15 protein-coding genes and 2 pseudogenes are annotated in these 16,476 nt (G+C 69.2%); 15 read left to right on the forward strand and 2 right to left on the reverse strand.

The features are described 5' to 3' along the window. Nucleotides 1–59: 59 nt before the first annotated feature. The 9 genes and pseudogenes from RV986_RS00695 to RV986_RS00735 all read left to right on the forward strand — a co-directional run bounded on the left by RV986_RS00695 (nt 60) and on the right by RV986_RS00735 (nt 9,355). Nucleotides 60–599 carry a TetR/AcrR family transcriptional regulator gene (locus RV986_RS00695; RefSeq protein ID WP_475915510.1) on the forward strand — a complete coding sequence of 180 codons (540 nt, stop codon included), beginning with the start codon at nt 60–62 and terminating at the stop codon, nt 597–599. Between the two features lie 532 nt (nt 600–1,131). Beyond that, nucleotides 1,132–2,130: a DUF1259 domain-containing protein gene (locus RV986_RS00700; protein WP_475915511.1), complete on the forward strand. Its 999-nt coding sequence runs from the start codon at nt 1,132–1,134 to the stop codon at nt 2,128–2,130. Beyond that, nucleotides 2,130–3,335 (forward strand): cytochrome P450, encoded by a 1,206-nt coding sequence (locus RV986_RS00705; protein ID WP_475915512.1) that lies wholly within the window; start codon nt 2,130–2,132, stop codon nt 3,333–3,335. The genes RV986_RS00700 and RV986_RS00705 overlap by 1 nt, the downstream gene beginning before the upstream one ends. A gap of 452 nt (nt 3,336–3,787) precedes the next feature. Continuing rightward, nucleotides 3,788–4,675 carry an ATP-binding cassette domain-containing protein gene (locus RV986_RS00710; RefSeq protein ID WP_475924143.1) on the forward strand — a complete coding sequence of 296 codons (888 nt, stop codon included), beginning with the start codon at nt 3,788–3,790 and terminating at the stop codon, nt 4,673–4,675. A gap of 156 nt (nt 4,676–4,831) precedes the next feature. Further along, a pseudogene (gene lexA / locus RV986_RS00715) lies at nt 4,832–5,293 on the forward strand (transcriptional repressor LexA); the annotation flags it as partial. 193 nt (nt 5,294–5,486) lie between these two features. After that, entirely contained in the window at nt 5,487–6,437 is a 951-nt protein-coding gene (locus RV986_RS00720) for a site-specific integrase (protein ID WP_475915513.1), read from the forward strand. A 7-nt stretch (nt 6,438–6,444) separates the two neighbouring features. Then, nucleotides 6,445–6,591, forward strand: a complete 147-nt coding sequence (locus tag RV986_RS00725) for a hypothetical protein (protein WP_475915514.1) — start codon at nt 6,445–6,447, stop codon at nt 6,589–6,591. A 4-nt stretch (nt 6,592–6,595) separates the two neighbouring features. Beyond that, nucleotides 6,596–6,928: a helix-turn-helix domain-containing protein gene (locus RV986_RS00730; protein ID WP_475915515.1), complete on the forward strand. Its 333-nt coding sequence runs from the start codon at nt 6,596–6,598 to the stop codon at nt 6,926–6,928. A gap of 195 nt (nt 6,929–7,123) precedes the next feature. Then, nucleotides 7,124–9,355 carry a site-specific integrase gene (locus RV986_RS00735; protein ID WP_475915516.1) on the forward strand — a complete coding sequence of 744 codons (2,232 nt, stop codon included), beginning with the start codon at nt 7,124–7,126 and terminating at the stop codon, nt 9,353–9,355. Nucleotides 9,356–9,512: 157 nt separating this feature from the next. Here RV986_RS00735 and RV986_RS00740 read toward each other — a convergent pair whose 3' ends face one another. After that, complete coding sequence (locus RV986_RS00740) at nt 9,513–9,854, reverse strand: winged helix-turn-helix transcriptional regulator (RefSeq protein WP_266944899.1); 342 nt, start codon at nt 9,852–9,854, stop codon at nt 9,513–9,515. A 181-nt stretch (nt 9,855–10,035) separates the two neighbouring features. Between RV986_RS00740 and RV986_RS00745 the strand changes: the two genes are divergently transcribed. Together RV986_RS00745 and RV986_RS00750 are read left to right on the forward strand one after the other, a co-directional pair. After that, nucleotides 10,036–10,386, forward strand: a complete 351-nt coding sequence (locus RV986_RS00745) for a hypothetical protein (protein WP_475915517.1) — start codon at nt 10,036–10,038, stop codon at nt 10,384–10,386. Nucleotides 10,387–10,411: 25 nt separating this feature from the next. After that, the gene (locus tag RV986_RS00750) at nt 10,412–11,290 is read left to right on the forward strand and encodes an NAD(P)H-binding protein (RefSeq protein WP_475915518.1); all 879 of its coding nucleotides are present in this window, start codon (nt 10,412–10,414) and stop codon (nt 11,288–11,290) included. A gap of 26 nt (nt 11,291–11,316) precedes the next feature. Here RV986_RS00750 and RV986_RS00755 read toward each other — a convergent pair whose 3' ends face one another. Beyond that, nucleotides 11,317–11,898 carry a TetR/AcrR family transcriptional regulator gene (locus tag RV986_RS00755; RefSeq protein WP_266944906.1) on the reverse strand — a complete coding sequence of 194 codons (582 nt, stop codon included), beginning with the start codon at nt 11,896–11,898 and terminating at the stop codon, nt 11,317–11,319. A gap of 225 nt (nt 11,899–12,123) precedes the next feature. Here RV986_RS00755 and RV986_RS00760 point away from each other — a divergent pair. The 4 genes and pseudogenes from RV986_RS00760 to cofC all read left to right on the forward strand — a co-directional run. Then, nucleotides 12,124–12,348, forward strand: a pseudogene (locus RV986_RS00760) (hypothetical protein); the annotation flags it as partial. A gap of 48 nt (nt 12,349–12,396) precedes the next feature. Next, nucleotides 12,397–12,870, forward strand: coding sequence for a nitroreductase family deazaflavin-dependent oxidoreductase (locus RV986_RS00765; RefSeq protein ID WP_266944908.1), 474 nt, complete (start codon nt 12,397–12,399; stop codon nt 12,868–12,870). Between the two features lie 295 nt (nt 12,871–13,165). Next, entirely contained in the window at nt 13,166–15,799 is a 2,634-nt protein-coding gene (locus RV986_RS00770; RefSeq protein WP_475924144.1) for a bifunctional FO biosynthesis protein CofGH, read from the forward strand. Between the two features lie 5 nt (nt 15,800–15,804). Then, nucleotides 15,805–16,455, forward strand: a complete 651-nt coding sequence (cofC, locus tag RV986_RS00775) for a 2-phospho-L-lactate guanylyltransferase (RefSeq protein WP_475915519.1) — start codon at nt 15,805–15,807, stop codon at nt 16,453–16,455. Nucleotides 16,456–16,476 lie beyond the last annotated feature (21 nt).

The raw sequence follows: 16,476 nt of genomic DNA on the forward strand, positions 1-16,476 counted from the left end.
CAAGCGTGATGCTAGTGTGTCGCTACGGAAGCCTGGAACAACGGAAGGTGCTCGCTGCCATGAGAGCCGACGCAGCCCGCAACCTGGACGCGGTCCTGCAGACGGGGGCACGGCTGCTCGCACAGGACCCGGCAACGACCATGGCCGCGATCGCCGCGGAGGCCGGAGTCGACCGGCGCACGGTCTATCGCCGGTTCGCGAACAGGGAAGCGCTTCTGTCCGCCGTCTACGCGGCGAAGCTCGACGCCTCCGAGGCGGTCCTGGACGCGGCACGCCTGACGGAAGCGCCGGTCGCGATCGCACTGCACGGATACGTCGAGTCGATCATCCCGGTCAGTCGGCGCTGGCCGCTGGATATTCGGCGAATGATGAAGGAAGATCCCGAGGCCGAACAGCGGGCCGAGGCGCAGCGTGGGCGGCTGGAGGCGTTTCTCCGGCGGGCGGCTGACGAGGGGTTGATCCGGCAGGACCTGCCCCCCGGGTGGGCGATGGCACTGCTGGGCAGCATGGTCGACAACATGGCCCACGTGTTGGTCGACATCGAACCAGGTCCGGCTGCCGACCTCGTGGTGACCTCGTTCCTCCGCGGTGTCGGATAAGGCACTTGTCCCCGCTCACGCCTCGCACACCGCCGGCTCGTGTCGTTGCCTCCGGCGAGGAGGGACACCGGCGGCAACTCGGAAGCCTGGTCGGTGGGGCGGACGGCGATCTCGTTGACCGCGCGGCGGCACGGACTGCAGGCGATACGGGCGACCGCATCGGCGATGCCCTCCGGGTGCGGCTTCTCCAGGCCCCCGAACGCGGCGTCGAATTGAGACGCCGCAGGCCGGCCGCCCGTTCCGGCTGCCGTCCGTACAGGCGCGCTCACGAGCGGCGAGCCCCTGCACACCGGCTGCAGGGGCTCAAATTTCGTGTCGGAATCTCACGGTCGACGTCGGATGGATGCCGGATACGACATTCCCGGTGAGACACCCGATGTCGTCGGGGTGGCCTCGATGGCTCGCGCGGCGAGCTGCTGTACAGCCGCGGTCCAAAGGCGGCAGCCGGTTAGCCCACCTGGCGGGATGTGACTGTGCCGATCATCGGTCCACGGTGTCTCCTGTGCTTGCATCACGCCAGGAGGCATATGACATGGATGACGAGCGACAGCAGGACACCCGCTTCCGACTCACCGCGCCCCGGCGCCGTGTGCTGGCCGCGGCCGCCCCTGCGCCCATACTCACCAGTGTGCCTGCCGGGGCCCGCGCCCCGTCCGCCGGACCACGGGACCGCGCCCTGATCGAACCGGTGATGACCAAGCCGGCTGACTGGGCGGACGTGGGCGAGGCTCTCGGCCGACCCGGTGACACAAGGCGGTTCATGTACCGCACGGGCTTGCCGCGCCGGGACCTCACGGTCTTCTCCCACGGCATCCGGATCAACTCCGCGCTCGCCCTGGGCACGCAGGTGTCCTTCGTCCGGTACGCAGACCACAGCACGCTGTTGATGGGCGACGCCGTGGTCACCGAGCGCGAACTGCAGCACTTCGGTGATGTCCTGCAGGAGCACGGGATCATGCAGACCGCCGTCCACAGGCATCTGCTCGCCCATGAGCCGGATGTCCGGTGGGTTCATCTGCATGCCCACGGCCACGATCCGGTCACTGTCGCCCGCGGTCTGCGCGCCGCGTTCGACCGCACCGGCACCCCGCCCCCCGAACCCATGACTTCCTCGCCGCCCGTCGACCTGGACACCGCCGCGATCGACGCCGCCGTGGGCGTCAAGGGCGCCACCGACGGCGAGATCCACAAGTGCGCCTATGTCCGCCGCGAGACCGTCACCGACGGCTCTGTGATCCTGCCTCCGGGGCTGGGCGCCACCACCTCTGTCAACTTCCAGCCGCTCGGTGGCGGAAGGGCCGCCCTCAGCGGTGACCTGGTCGTGATCGCCGAGGAGGTCCAGCCCGTCCTCGTGGCCCTGCGGCGCGGTGGCGTCGAACTCACCGCGGTGCACCGCCACAACCCCACCGACGAACCACGCCTGTTCTTCGTCCACTACTGGGCCGTCGGCGATGCCGTCAGCCTCGCCAAGGCCATTCGCCGGGCCGTGGACGCCACCAACGTCGTACCCATGCCCGGAGGAGCCGCCTGATGACCGCGGACAACGAGACACCCATCTGCCCGTTCGACTTCAGCGAAGCCCTGGAGTTCGACCCCGCGCTCGGGGACCTGATGCAGCGCGATTCCCCCGCACGCATCCGGCTTCCCTACGGCGATGCGGACGCCTGGCTGGTCACCGGCTTCGACTCCGTCAAGCAGGTGACCACCGACCACCGGCTCAGCCGGGCCGCCATCATCGGCCACGACTACCCCCGGCTGACGCCGGAGCCCATCGTCTCGCCCGAATCGATCAACGTGATGGACCCGCCGCACAGCAGCCGCGTCCGCCGGCTGGCCTCGCAGGCCTTCACCCAGCAGCAAGTGGACGGGCTGCGGAGCCGGATCACCTGGCTCGCGGACGTCCTGCTGGACAAGATGGAGAAGGGCGGCTCGCCGGCGGACCTGGTTCAGTACCTCTCCGACCCGCTTCCCCAGCACACCATCCTGGACCTCCTCGGCGTCGAACAGGAGGACTGGCCCCGGATGCAGGAGTCCGTGCGCCAGTTGCTCGTCGTCGGCGCGGGCAACAAGGAGGCCGCGGCGAGCGCCAAGGCCGATCTGACGGCCTACTTCGCCAAACTCGTCGAGCAGCGCCGGAACTCCCCCGGCACGGACCTCATCAGCGCGATGGCCGCGGCGCGGGACGGCAAGGACCAGCTTGACGACAGGGAACTGGCGGTCATGGCACTGACGCTGACACTCAGCGGCCAGGACACGGCGACGTGCCAGATCAGCGACATCGCGTACCTGCTCCTGACGCGTCCTGAGCTGATGGAACACCTCAGGCGCCGGCCGGAGACCCTGACTGACGTCCTGCAGGAGATGCTCCGCCACATCCCGTTCCGCAAGGGGGTCGGTATCCCCCGGGTGGCCCTTGAGGACGTGGAGCTGGACGGCGTACGGATCCGGGCGGGCGACTTCGTCCACGTGTCGTACCTGACGGCCAACCGTGACTCGAAGCGTTTCCCGGACTCGCACGTCCTCGACCCCGACCGGCCCTACCAGCCGCACATGACGTTCGGCTGGGGCGGACACCGGTGCATCGCGGTGCCCTTGGCCATGGCGGAGCTGGAAGTGGCGATCGGGCGCCTCCTGGAGCGCTTCCCCGGGCTGCGGCTTGCGGTGCCGCCGGAGGAAGTGCGATGGGACACGGAGACGATCCGGCGGTTCCCGCTGGAGCTGCCGGTGGCTTGGTAGGAACGCCTGAATCGCGCCGGGCCCGATGGGGTGGTGCAGCGGCTCGCTCGGTCAATGCGAGCACTTCAGAGGGGAGTGCACGGTGACGGCGTCCACGCTGTCCGTGCTGCTCCCAGGCGCCGGCAGCACGATCCGGCAAGCCGGCAAGGAGGTGGCTGCGCCGCCCAGTCGACCTGCACAGCCATGAACTCCGCATCGCTACCCCACGTCGCGGGACGCGACCGCGCCAGACATGCCAAAACGTGCCGCAGCCTCACGCGCGCCGCGGTACCTGAACGAGTGCTTTCCGCAGGTCGGGTGCCTGTTCGTCCACTTCTCCAGGCGGACGGTCATCCCCAGCGGCTCCCGGCAGGCAAGAAGTTGTGGTCCCGCAGGCCGGGGAGCACAAACCCGGACCGGTGCCTGGGGCGTTCCTTCGTGGCGTCTGCCGGGCCTTCCACCGCCCCAGTGCGGTGAAGGCCCGGCAGGCGCAAGTACTCGGGCGCCCTCGGACACCACGGAGGTCCAGATGGCGCGGGGACCTCGCCCGGCGCATCGGCGTCGTGGAGCAGCCCGCGCACACCGAGGTCGACCTGACCGTCGCGGAGGTGGTGGAGCTCAGGCGCACACCGCACCGGGCGGTGTGGGCACACGGCTCACGACGGGACGATCCGGTGGTGGTCGACGCGCTGCGGGTGTGCGTTCTGCCGGAGCTGTGGGACCGCTCGTGGCGGACGCTGTCCGGTGGCAAGCGCCGGCGCACGCACATCGCACGCGCCCTCACCCTCGCCCTCGCCCTCGCCCTCGCCCTCGCCCAGCAGCCGACCGAACTGCTGACGGACGAGCCGACCAACCACCTGGACGTGCACCACCAGCTCGACCTGCTGGAGCTGGTGACGGGCCTGCCGGTGACCACCGTCGTCACGCTGCACGGCTGTCGCGGGGCGCGGTCGTGGCGGCCGGGCCACCGGCCGCAACTGCTCACCCCGGCCCTGACTGAGCGGGTGCGAAACGTGCGGGCCGACGTGGACGTCGTGGACGGGGTCGCCCCGATTCGCTTCCAGCGCCACCAGCCCACCCGGGCGGCGCGCGACGTGCCAGGCCGGCGTTGTGCGGAAGCGGGCCGGCCCGATCGCGCCGTGCCGGTCGTCGGGGACGACTTCGTGGTCGCGGCCCAGGCGCCGGGCATGGTCCGTGGTCCGGGTGGCGAAGGACTCGATGCGCCCGCGCAGCGCGTTCGGTCCGATGGAGGCCGCCGGCGGGGCGGGGGTGCTCTGGAAGGCGTGCGCGGCCGCGTCGACGCTGAGGCGCGGCCGCAGATGTACGGATCGCCCCTTACGCGAGCTGGGGGTGTTCCCTGAAGTGGGGCGAAGTGGACAGCCGCGACCACTTGGCATGCCTCGATGCCGCCCACCTGGCTGAAAGGTCTGCGGGACCGATCGAAAGAGTGTTCCATGTGCACCGATGACGGGTTAAGGTCGCGTTCTGCGAGGATCTTGTACGGAGGTGGCCTGGAGATGGAGAACAGCGCGCCCGCACGCCCGGGCCGTCCCCCGGGTCCCCGGACTGCCGAGGGGGAACTGACGAGCCGCCAGTCGGCCATCGTCCGCTACATCACCGAGTCGGTCGACCGACAGGGCTACCCGCCGTCGATGCGGGAGATCGGCCAAGCCGTGAATCTCGCGAGCACGTCCTCAGTCGCACACCAGCTGATGGCCCTCGAGCGCAAAGGCGTCCTCTACCGCGACCCGCACCGTCCCCGTGCCTACCGGGTGAGGCCCTCCTGGGCGCCCGACCTGGGCAACAGGAGCGAGATGCTGGTCGACGTGCCGCTCGTCGGACGCATCGCCGCCGGTGCGCCCCTGCTCGCCGACGAGATGGTCGAGGACGTCTACTCCCTTCCCCGCCAAGTCGTGGGCGACGGCGACCTGTTCGCCCTCAAACTGGAGCGCCGACGGGTTCGTTCCGCTGCCCCGTGCGGGAGTTGTGGCTGTTCATGCAGGTCGGAGGCGCGAGAAGACGCTTCACTCGATCGTGTGGAGATCTGACGATTACTCGCAGATTCCAGGAGTTCTCTCTGTAATTTGCTTCCTTGTGAAGGATTCCGGGACTCGTCGCTTCTCCCTCATCACGGGCGGCGACGTAGCTGTGAAGGACCGGCCTGGCGACCACGTGCAGCCGGAGCCAGGCCTGGCTGACGTCCTGACGCTCCAGCGAGCGACCGCGGCGACCGCGTCCGTGGAAGCCGAGCAGGCGCTCTTCCAAGACTCCCTCGCCGAATACGTGTGGGCCAGGGACGTCGCGGGCCTGTCACCGCGCACGCTGGAGGCGTTGGTGCAGCCGGTGCTGGAGATCTGCTCGTACTACGACGTCATGCCGTGGCACCTGACCTCGCGGCAACTGGACAAGTACTTCGCGGGCCCGGGCAAGCGGCCGCGGCACACGACGGTTCGGTCGAAGATCAACCGGATCGACCTCTACTACGCCTTCCTTGAACAGCGGTACGCCGGCGAGATCCACCGCCGGTTCGGCGCGGTGGTCGAGTCGCCCGTCGACTCGTTCAACCGGCCGGTCCACCGCGGGGATTTCGGGCTTCGGATCCCGCCGTCGGCCCGGGCGACGAAGGAGTTCTTCGCCTCCTGGCGGGAGGCGCTGCCGCGGGCGCGGAAGTACCCGGTGGCGGTCCGCAACTACGTGATGGCGAAGCTGACGTACATCTCTGGGGTGCGTGCGGCCGAGCTCTGCCTGGTGCAGCTCGGAGACGTGCACTGGGAGAACGGGCAGTGGGGCCGTTTCCTGGTCCACGGCAAGGGCGCCAGCGGTTCCGGCCCCCGGGACCGCGAAGCCTTCCTCTTCGAAGAGGGCCGCGCGCTCCTGTGGTGGTACGTCGAGGAGGTGCGCGGTGAGTTTCCCGATGACCCCTCCGACCCGCGAGCGCCGCTGTTCCCCTCCGAGCGGCTGGCGAAGTCGCTGGCCGGCATGGACGGACTGCTCGCCCCGCCGGTGGTGCCCGACACCTTCCGGCGCGCGCTGAAGTTGGCCTCGCACGAGCATCTGGGGGGGTCCGGTCAGCGAGCTCTTCCCGCATCTCCTGCGGCACGCCTGCGCGACCCACAACTATGAGGCGGGGATGCCGTTGTGGGACGTACAGGTCTTGCTCGGCCATGTCTGGGCATCCACCACGGTCGGCTATCTCGCGACCGCGAAGGGCGACCCGGAACGGGCGAGCCTGGAGTCTTCCCGGCGAGCGGTTCGCCGGCTGAGCACGGAGGCGTGATCCCTTGAAGTGGAACCTGCGCTGGGCCGCGGCCAAGCGCGACATCTGGCGCCCGACCCAGTTGCAGGCCGCCTTCCGGGAGGTGGGATTCACCCCGTCCCTGAGCAAGGTGGCCGCCCTGTGGTCGGGCAAGCCGGTCACCGTCCGGCTGGAGGACCTGGACAAGATCTGCGCCGCCCTCCAGTGCACGGTCGCGGACCTGATGGAAGCCGAGCCGGTAGCGGCGGCCGAGGGACGCCCGGAGACCGAGCAGCGCGCCGTCGGCGAGAGCGGGCCCGCACGCCCGATTCCCCGACCGGGCAGCGGTGGAGCCCGGCGTTCGCTGCCGCCGAATTGACCGGGGCGACCGGTGATCAGAGGGTTTGGGCTGCTCGGGTCGTGCGGGACGTGCGCGAGCTGGGGGGCGGTGAACGGCAGGGCCATGTGCCCTCGGTGCGCGTGGGCGTGGATCCGCGTGTCCTCGGGCAGGGACGGCTGGAGCGAGGCTTCGTGCCGCCGCTGCGCATGGACCGTGCCGGTGACGCGGGCGGGCGTGTGTGCGCCTTGCCTGCTGGGTGTCCGCCTTGGAGAGGACGATCCCTGGGCCTGGAGCGAGCTCCACGACGAAGCTCTCGCCTCGGGTCGGCCGCGTCAGCTCACCCTGGACATCGACGGGGTCGCGCTGCCCGACGCGAGGCCGGTGCGGATGCCCCAGGCCAAGTCCGGGCGGCGATCGGCCATCCCCCCGTGGTTACGGGCCAGGCTTCCCGAGCCAGCTCAGGACGATCCCCGGATCTGCCCTGTTCAAGTTCCCGGACAGTTGGGTCTCTTCCCCACCCCGGCCCGCCAGTTCGCCCGCACCCACGCGGCCCGCATCAGCGACCGGAACATTCCCGGGTTCGACGCCGTTTCCGAGCAACTGCAGCAGATGGCGGACGAGCGCCAGGTACGCGCCCGAACCATGTGGATCTGGCGGCTCGAAGGCTTCGCCCGCCTGGCGTTGGCCGCCCGCGACCCTGACCAGCACCTGGTTGCGAGCGAGGCCCTCAAGGACCTCCTTTACAACGGTCCGATCCTCGGACAGGCCCTGGACCGTGCCGGTCTCCTCGCACCGCCCCCACCGCGCCGGGTGGTCCCGCCGCGCGGAACCGGCCCCACCCGCCAGGGTGGGCAGCGGGACCCTGAGCTGCGGGGACAGTGCGCACACTGTCTGGCCTGGGCGAACGATCGCCGGGTCCTGTGTGTGCCGTGCGCCAGCTGGTGCTCCGAGATGCGCAAGCGCGGCGGCCACGAGGCCGAATGCGACCGCTGCCACCGCACGCTGATGCTCAGCGCTGGGATCTGCCGCATGTGCCGGATCGTCGTCGCCGAAACCGAGGTCGACACCGCCCAGATCGCGATGAAGAACGGCGACCAGCTGTGGTTCGCCCGCCCCCACGCCGCCGGGCTGGCCGTCGGACGCCTGCTGCCCGGCACCGCAGCTCTCCAAGGCCGCTTCGCCCTCAAACGCCGCCGCGCCCGCGCCCGGGCCGAGACCGCACGCCGATCGTCCGAGTACCTCCTCGCCCCCGACCAGCTGGAACTCTTCCCGACCCCGCCCCGAGACTGGACCCGCCTGGACACGAGCAGCCCGCCCGCCCTCACCCCGACGGCGGCCAACCTGGTTGCTGACTTCACCGCGTACATGCGCGGCCGTGGGTGGAACACCGACTCCTTCAGCGGCAGCGTCCGAACCCTGCGCATCGTGACCGGACACCTCGGTGCTGACCTTCCCATCCGGGAGAGCGACATCCGGGCCCTGGCCTCCACGTTCGCGAACCTCCAAGGCGCCCGCGTCATCAATTACCTCCGCCTACGCGGCCTGCTCGACGCCCAATCGCCCAGCGAACCTTGCATCGCCCGCGCCCGGCACCATGCCACCGCCATCACTCACCCGGCCTTCGCCGCAGCCGTGCACACCTTCATCGACGTACTCCTCGGCCAGGGAAGTACCACCAGCCGGGCCCGCAGCCCCAAGACCGTCGAGAACTACGTGGCCGCCATCCTGGACATCCTCGAAGCGTGGATCGCCGACGGGCTCACCGATCCCCGCGAGATCACCAAGAAGCACGTCGAGGACGCCCTGGCCCCGCTCCGCGGCGACCAGGCCCGCCGCCTGCACACCGCGCTGCGTTCCTTCTTCAGGGCCCTGAAGCGCGAACGCCTCACCTTCCGCGATCCGGCCCGCAGCATCTCCCTCACCAGCAACCAAACCGTGCCGACCGCGCTGCCCTCCGACCGCATCGCCGGCCTCCTCGACCGCCTCGACGCCCCCCGCGACCGCCTCATGGTTGCCCTCGTCGCCATCTACGCCCTCCTCCCCGGACAGCTCGTCCACCTCCGGCGAACCGACCTCGACCGCAGCAAGGGCCGACTGCGCCTGCGTCGGACGGGACACATGGACCATGTCATCTACCTCGACGCCTTCACCCTGCGCCTGGCCACAGCATGGGAAGTCCAGCGCTACTGGCGCTGGCCCGACAGCTCCAATCCCCACCTCTTCGTCACCCGCAACACCGCCGTCGACGACTCAGGCCCGCCCATCAGCGCCGGCGTGGTCCAGCAGCTCTTCCAACGAGTCGGCCTGCCGGCCGGCCGCCTGCGCGTGGACCGAATCGTCGACGAGGCGCGCCACAGCGCCGACCCCGTCCGGCTGATGGACCTGTTCGGCCTGTCCAACCTCTCCGCCACCCGCTACGTCCTGTCGGCACACCCGGACAAGAACAACGGCCCCATCGCCCCGTAGGCGGGGGGAGGCGAATATGGCACGCGATCAGCGGGCGGACCTGAGGCTGGGAAAGGCTGACTGACGAGCACATCTCCAGCATCCGGCGGGGGGGGCACGCGGAGCGAGGCGCCACCCTCCGCTCCTGTATCGCATCAAGGCGATGGCGCCCCAGTCGTCACTGCGACGTCGTCCCGTTGGGCAGGGTGATCCATTCCAGCGCCCAGCCGTTCAGTTGCAGCAGCACATCGCCTAGCGCGCGGCCCTTGTCGGTCAGCGCGTACTCGACGCGCACGGGATGTTCGTTATAGACCGCTCGATCGATCAATCCTGCACTCTCGAGTTCCTTCAGGCGCTGCGACAGGGTGCTCTCGGTCAGTGAGGGGATGGCCGACGCCACCGCGTTGAACCTCATCGGACCTGGCACCAGCGCGCGAAGCACGTGCCCGGCCCATCGCTTGCTCAGTGTGTCCATCGCGGCACTGAAGTACGGGCAGTACGGGTCGACTTCGTCAGTCACAGCTACTCCTTCCGCAAATCCTGGCTGGCACCAAGGTAGCAGGCCACTAGTAACTTGCGTAATCCTAGTGACTAGTGTTCTTATAGTTGAGATGCTTGCGCCTCCAGCCGACCCGACGAAAGCGAGTCCTCGCATGGCGAGTTCCCCGCCTGCTCCGATAGCGCCGTCCGTCTGGCTCAAGTTGCTGACCACCGGCAGATTCGTTGTCGCCGCCAGCCACCTGGCAACTCCCGGCGCCGTCGCGCAGATCTTCGGGATGGAGATGCGAGGGACTCCCGGCGTCGCGTACGGGCGGATGTTCGCGATCCGCAATGCCGCTCTGGGGCTGGGGCTGCTGCGGCTCGACACGGTCACCGATCCCCGGGCGTTCCTGAAGCTGAACGCCGTGATGGATGCGGTCGATGCCGTCGCCTTTGTCTCTTCGGGAATCCGACGGGACGTTGCCCCACGCACCAGCGTCCTCGCGGCAGCGGTAGCCATGTCAGCCGTTGTTGCCGGGGTCGGCGCACTGCGCGCCCAGCCCAAGCCGTAACCACTAAGAGAATGCAGATGCCGATATGAATGAAGTATCAAAGCAGGGGCTCGTTGCCGTCGCCGGCGCGACAGGACGGGTCGGCCGCGGGATCGTCGAGGGACTTTCCGACGCAGGAGCCGCGGTACGTTCACTCAGCCGGACACCGTCAGATCCGGAGACCGCCGACGCCCGGACCACGAGCCGCCAAATCGACTACGCGGACGCCGGCTCGATAGCGTCCGCTGTTGACGGCGCAAGCGTGCTGGTCATCTCCTTGGGCAGTTCCGATGACCAAGCTCATCAGGAGATAGCGCTCATCGACGCAGCCGTCCACGCCGGAGTCGAGCATGTGGTGAAGGTGAGTACGTGGGCCTGGCCTTCCCGCATGCACCCCATCGACTGGCACCTGCAGGTTGAGGACCACCTCAGCAAGGTCGACATCGGCTACAGCCTGCTGCGACCCACGACGTTCAGTGCAGTCATCGGCGCCCAGGCGAACCTCATCAAGAACAACCTGTGGGGAGGAGCCGCTGGAACTGTGCCCGCGAACCTCATTGATGTGCGCGATGTCGCAGATGTGGCAACCCGTCTGATCCTGAGCGGCGCAGCGAGTGGCTCGGTACGCAGGCCCTACCACCTCACCGGGCCTGGCGGGCTGAGCATGGATGCCATCGCGGAGCACCTTTCGCTGGCGATCGGGCGCACGGTGAAGTACACGCATCGAACTCCCGACGAGCAGCGAGCGTTGCTGCTGTCACTCGGACTGCCCGACATGATCGTCGGAATCCTCCTCGGCATCGACGTCGAGGCCTTTGCGTCGGGCGCCAGCACCGAAACGACCTCGACCGTCGAGGCCGTGCTCGGGCGGCCCGCCCGCTCCGTTCCCGACTGGATCACGGAAAACGCAGGACTCTTCCGGTAACTACGCATGTGCCGAGCAGCCGTGACTCAGCCTCGCGGTCCTGCGCCATGCAGCAGGGTGTCGATGACGAGCGCGGCCAGGGTGTCCGGGTCCTGCGCTGCTGGATCCTGATCGGCGCCGGGCCTGTTGAGGGCTTCGTTGAGGAGGGCGTAGTACACCTGCCGCGTCCACTCCAGGTCCGCGTCCGGAGCGAGTATTCCCTCTCCCTGCGCACGGGTCAGGAGTTTCACGGTGTGCGCGTCGATCTCGGCCCAGAGGGCGACCGCGGCGGCGGGGGTATGGGCCGTGGCGTGGCTGAGGGTGTAGCGCCAGGTGTTCTTGACCCGCAGTACGTTCGCGGTCACCCGGTACAGCGCCACGAGCGCGGGGGCGGAGTCGGGCCGGGCTTCCTCGATCGCGTCGATGATCTGCTGCTTCGCGGAGACGGCGAGCGCCTCCAGCAGCGCCTGCCGGCTCGCGAACCGGCGGTGCACCGTGATCCTCGTCAGCCCCGCCGCCTCGGCGATCTGCTCCATGGAAGCACCGGCGTCCTGGGCGAGGACCTGCTCGGCCGCCTCCAGGATCGCGCGCACACTGCGCTCGGCATCTGCCCGCAGTGCTCGGCCCATGTCTGTCTCCTGTCTGGTTCGCTACCCGGCTCCCTTGTAGAGGATACGTGAACGCTACGGGTGCCTCATTAACTGATCCTCCAGTGTTGCAACTCTAGATATATTCGATACGCTAGTGACACGGATAAGGGATCGCTTCGCACCGCTGAGCCTTTGCCAACCCGGCTGACGGTGGCGTGAGTTGGTGTGGGGGCCGCGTTCGGGAAGAGGTGAAGCTCCTGGTAGATGGGTTGTCGACCAAGAGCAACAGGTCCGCCCGGAGCTTCATGCGCCTGTCACCCGGCGGGGCTGGATCTGTCCAGCTCGACCCTTCGGTTCCTGTCCCGCCTGCTGGCTGCCCGGCGACGTGAGCTCGGTACCCGATGGCGTCGGCTCCCGGCGGACCGGCAGGCTCTGCCGGTGCTGGCCCACCTGCGGTGCGGACACACCCAGCTCGCGGCCGGTTTCGGCCGGAACTAGTACAAACGAAAACTCTTCGACAGTATGGAGATAAGCGACATGCCACTTAAAGGCGAGTACGAGCCGAGCGCGATGCAACCAGTACGTGACCAGGTGGAGCTGTACGAAAGCTCCGGCGGTACGGAAGGGTTGACGCTGAACGAGCTGATGGGTCCGGAGGCGGGGCGGGACCTGCCTGTCGTCATCCTGACCACCCTGGGCGCTAAGAGCGGCAAGATCCGCAAGTCCCCGGTCATGCGGGTGGAGCACGACGGCTCCTACGTCGCCGTCGCCTCCATGGGAGGAGCCCCCAAGCACCCGGTCTGGTACCACAACGTGGTGGCCGACCCCCGGGTGGAGCTTCAGGACGGCCCGGTGCGCCAGGACATGGTGGCACGCGAGGTGACCGGGGACGAGAAGACCGTCTGGTGGGCTCGCGCCGTCGAGGCATTCCCGGACTACGCCGACTACCAGAAGAAGACGGACCGGGAGATCCCGGTCTTCGTTCTGGAGCCGGCGGCCCAGGAGCACTGACGCGGCACAGCTGGTTCAGATCCGAAGAGGGGCCATGGCGCTCACCAACAGAGCGCCTCGTGGCGCACATCGCCCGCTCGATGACCCAACGGCGTCGCCCTCAGCGTTCGCTGGACTCGACGCCCTTGCGGGCGATGCGCCCCCGATCCGCTTGCCGCGCAGCCAGACCCCTGCCCCCAACCTCGCCCGGAAACGGACATCAACTCACGCACCGCCCTCTCAGTGGTTCGTCGGACAGGCTGCGCACGCCTGACACCACCCACTGATGCCATCCGAGAGGAATCCCTTGAGCAGCATGGCCGACTCCGACAGCGCGACTGCGCCCACCGGCCCCACCGAGAACTCCATGCGTCGCGCTCTCAAACGTGCCCGGGACGGCGTCGCCCTCGACGTCTCCGAGGCCGCGGTGCTGCTCCAGGCCCGCGGCCCGGCCCTGGACGACCTCACCGCGTCCGCCGCCCGGGTCAGGGACGCGGGCCTCGAACAGGCCGGGCGTCCCGGTGTCATCACGTACTCGAAGAGCGTCTTCATCCCCCTCACCCGGTTGTGCCGGGACAAGTGCCACTACTGCACCTTCGTGACCGTGCCCGGCAAGCTCCGCCGGGCCGGTCACGGCATGTTCATGTCCCCGGACGAGGTCCTGGACGTGGCCCGCAAGGGCGCCGCGCTGGGCTGCAAGGAAGCGCTGATCACCCTCGGCGACAAGCCCGAGGACCGCTGGCCGGAGGCCAGGGAGTGGCTTGACGCCCATGGCTACGACGACACCATCGCCTACGTCCGGGCCATCTCCATCCGCATCCTGGAGGAGACGGGCCTGCTGCCCCACCTCAACCCGGGCGTGCTGTCCTGGACAGACTTCCAGCGGCTGAAGCCCGTCGCGCCGAGCATGGGCATGATGCTGGAGACGACCGCCGAGCGGCTCTGGTCCGAGCCCGGCGGACCGCACTACGGCTCCCCGGACAAGGAGCCCGCCGTACGGCTGCGGGTCCTGGAGGACGCCGGGCGTTCGTCGGTGCCTTTCACGAGCGGCATCCTCCTCGGGATCGGGGAGACGTACGAGGAGCGCGCGGAGTCCCTGTTCGCGCTCCGGCGCACAGCACGGGCGTATCACAGCGTCCAGGAACTGATCATCCAGAACTTCCGCGCCAAGCCGGACACCGCGATGCGCGGCATGCCTGACGCGGAACTGGACGAGCTGGTCGCCGCGGTGGCCGTCGCCCGCCTCATCATGGGCCCGGCCGCCAACATCCAGGCCCCGCCGAACCTGGTCGACAGCGAGTACGAGCGCCTGATCGGGGCGGGGATCGACGACTGGGGCGGGGTCAGCCCGCTCACCATCGACCATGTGAACCCCGAGCGCCCGTGGCCGCAGATCGAGGAGCTCACGGAACGCTCGCGCGCCGCCGGCTTCGAGCTGCGGGAACGGCTCTGTGTGTACCCCGAGTTCGTGCAGCGCGGCGAGCCCTGGCTGGATCCGCGGCTGCGGCCCCACGTGGCGGCACTCGCGGACCCGGAGACGGGCCTTGCCCGCCCCGACGCCCTGCCGCGGGGACTGCCCTGGCAGGAGCCGGAGGAGGTCTTCGTCCCGTCAGGCCGCACGGATCTGCACGCCACGATCGACACCGAGGGCCGTTCGTCCGACCGCCGCGACGACTTCGACGAGGTCTACGGCGACTGGGGCGCCCTGCGCGAGGCGGCCGCCCCCGGCATGGTGCCCGAGCGCATCGACACGGACGTACGGCAGGCGCTGCGGGTCGCCGCCGACGACCCCACCCGCCTGACCGACGAAGAGGCCCTCGCCCTGCTGCACGCGGACGGGCCCGCCCTGGACGCCCTGTGCCAAGTGGCCGACGACGTCCGCAAGTCGGTGGCCGGCGACGACGTCACGTACATCGTCACGCGGAACATCAACTTCACCAACGTCTGCTACACGGGCTGCCGGTTCTGCGCCTTCGCCCAGCGGCGCACGGACGCCGACGCCTACACCCTGTCCCTGGACCAGGTCGCCGACCGCGCCCAGCAGGCCTGGGAGGTCGGCGCGGTGGAGGTCTGCATGCAGGGCGGAATCCATCCGGACCTGCCCGGGACGGCGTACTTCGACATCGCGCGCGCGGTGAAGGAGCGGGTCCCCGGCATGCATGTGCACGCCTTCTCCCCGATGGAGGTCGTCAACGGCGCGACCCGCACCGGCATGTCCATCCGCGAGTGGCTGACGACGGCCAAGGATGCCGGCCTCGACTCCATCCCCGGCACGGCCGCCGAGATCCTCGACGACGAGGTCCGCTGGATCCTGACCAAGGGCAAGCTGCCGACGGCGACCTGGATCGAGGTGATCGAGACCGCGCACGAGATCGGCCTCCGGTCCTCCTCCACGATGATGTACGGCCATGTGGACCAGCCGCGCCACTGGCTGGGCCACCTGCGCATGCTGGCCGGAATCCAGCAACGCACCGGCGGCTTCACGGAGTTCGTGACGCTCCCCTTCATCCACACCAACGCCCCGGTGTACCTGGCCGGCATCGCCCGCCCGGGCCCGTCCATGCGGGACAACAGGGCGGTCACGGCGATGGCACGCCTGCTGCTCCACCCCTGGGTGCCGAACATCCAGACCAGCTGGGTCAAGCTCGGCACCGAGGGCGCGGCCGAGATGCTCCGCTCGGGGGCGAACGACCTGGGCGGCACCCTGATGGAGGAGACGATCTCGCGGATGGCGGGCTCGTCGTACGGCTCGTACAAGTCCGTGAAGGACCTGATCGCGGTGGCGGAGGCAGCGGGCCGCCCCGCACGGCCGCGCACGACCCTGTACGGGGAGGTGTCCGAGGAACGGCAGAAGGCGGCGGAGGCCTCCGACGGGCATCTGCCGGAGCTGCTGCCGTTGACGGACGCCACCTCGCACCCTGTGACGCCCAGTGCCCCGCAGACGGAGTGAACGCCATGGCTGTCAACTGGACGATTGTGCTGCCGGTCAAGCCCTTTCACCGAGCCAAGAGCCGCCTGGCCGCCTGGCCCGGAACATCACGCGAGAAGCTCGCGCACGCCTTCTTCCGAGACACCCTGGAAGCCGTGCTCGGCACCACCGACGTCGCTCACGTCATCGTCGTGACTGGCGATCGGGAAGCGGGCGCCGAGGCACACTCCCTAGGAGCCACGGTCGTCTACGACCCGTCATACGGACTCAACGCAGCAATCCGTATGGCGGCCTCCTACGCGGACACGCTGGCCGGGAGGCGTCCCATCGCTGTTCTTACCGCCGATCTGCCGGCCTTGCGGAGCACCGAGCTGAACGACGTTCTGGCATCGGCAGCCACCCACGACCAGGCGTTCCTCGCGGATCACAGGGGAGAGGGCACCACTTTGCTCTCGGCAAGCCGCCCGCGATGGCTGAACCCCGCCTTCGAGCAGGGCTCCCGCCGCCGTCACCGACGCGGCGGAGCAGTCGAGATCACCGACCTGCAGGCGCCCAGCGTCCGTCTTGACGTCGACACTCTCGACGATCTCCGGCTCGCCCACCGACTCGGTGTCGGCCGATACACCCGCGCCGTCTTCGAGTCGGCCGTCGAGCTTCCCTCGACGTCCCACCGCTAGACCCACCTGGAAAGGAATACG

It is taken from the genome of Streptomyces sp. RLA012, assembly GCF_056270325.1.

What these genes read in the sequence shown, in the direction of transcription:
- RV986_RS00770 (WP_475924144.1), top strand. Translation starts at nt 13,166, where the DNA reads ATGGCCGACTCCGACAGCGCGACTGCGCCCACCGGCCCCACCGAGAAC.
- RV986_RS00755 (WP_266944906.1), bottom strand. Translation starts at nt 11,898, where the DNA reads ATGGGCCGAGCACTGCGGGCAGATGCCGAGCGCAGTGTGCGCGCGATC.
- cofC (WP_475915519.1), top strand. Translation starts at nt 15,805, where the DNA reads ATGGCTGTCAACTGGACGATTGTGCTGCCGGTCAAGCCCTTTCACCGA.
- RV986_RS00725 (WP_475915514.1), top strand. Translation starts at nt 6,445, where the DNA reads ATGCCGTTGTGGGACGTACAGGTCTTGCTCGGCCATGTCTGGGCATCC.
- RV986_RS00765 (WP_266944908.1), top strand. Translation starts at nt 12,397, where the DNA reads ATGCCACTTAAAGGCGAGTACGAGCCGAGCGCGATGCAACCAGTACGT.
- RV986_RS00705 (WP_475915512.1), top strand. Translation starts at nt 2,130, where the DNA reads ATGACCGCGGACAACGAGACACCCATCTGCCCGTTCGACTTCAGCGAA.
- RV986_RS00750 (WP_475915518.1), top strand. Translation starts at nt 10,412, where the DNA reads ATGAATGAAGTATCAAAGCAGGGGCTCGTTGCCGTCGCCGGCGCGACA.
- RV986_RS00700 (WP_475915511.1), top strand. Translation starts at nt 1,132, where the DNA reads ATGGATGACGAGCGACAGCAGGACACCCGCTTCCGACTCACCGCGCCC.
- RV986_RS00695 (WP_475915510.1), top strand. Translation starts at nt 60, where the DNA reads ATGAGAGCCGACGCAGCCCGCAACCTGGACGCGGTCCTGCAGACGGGG.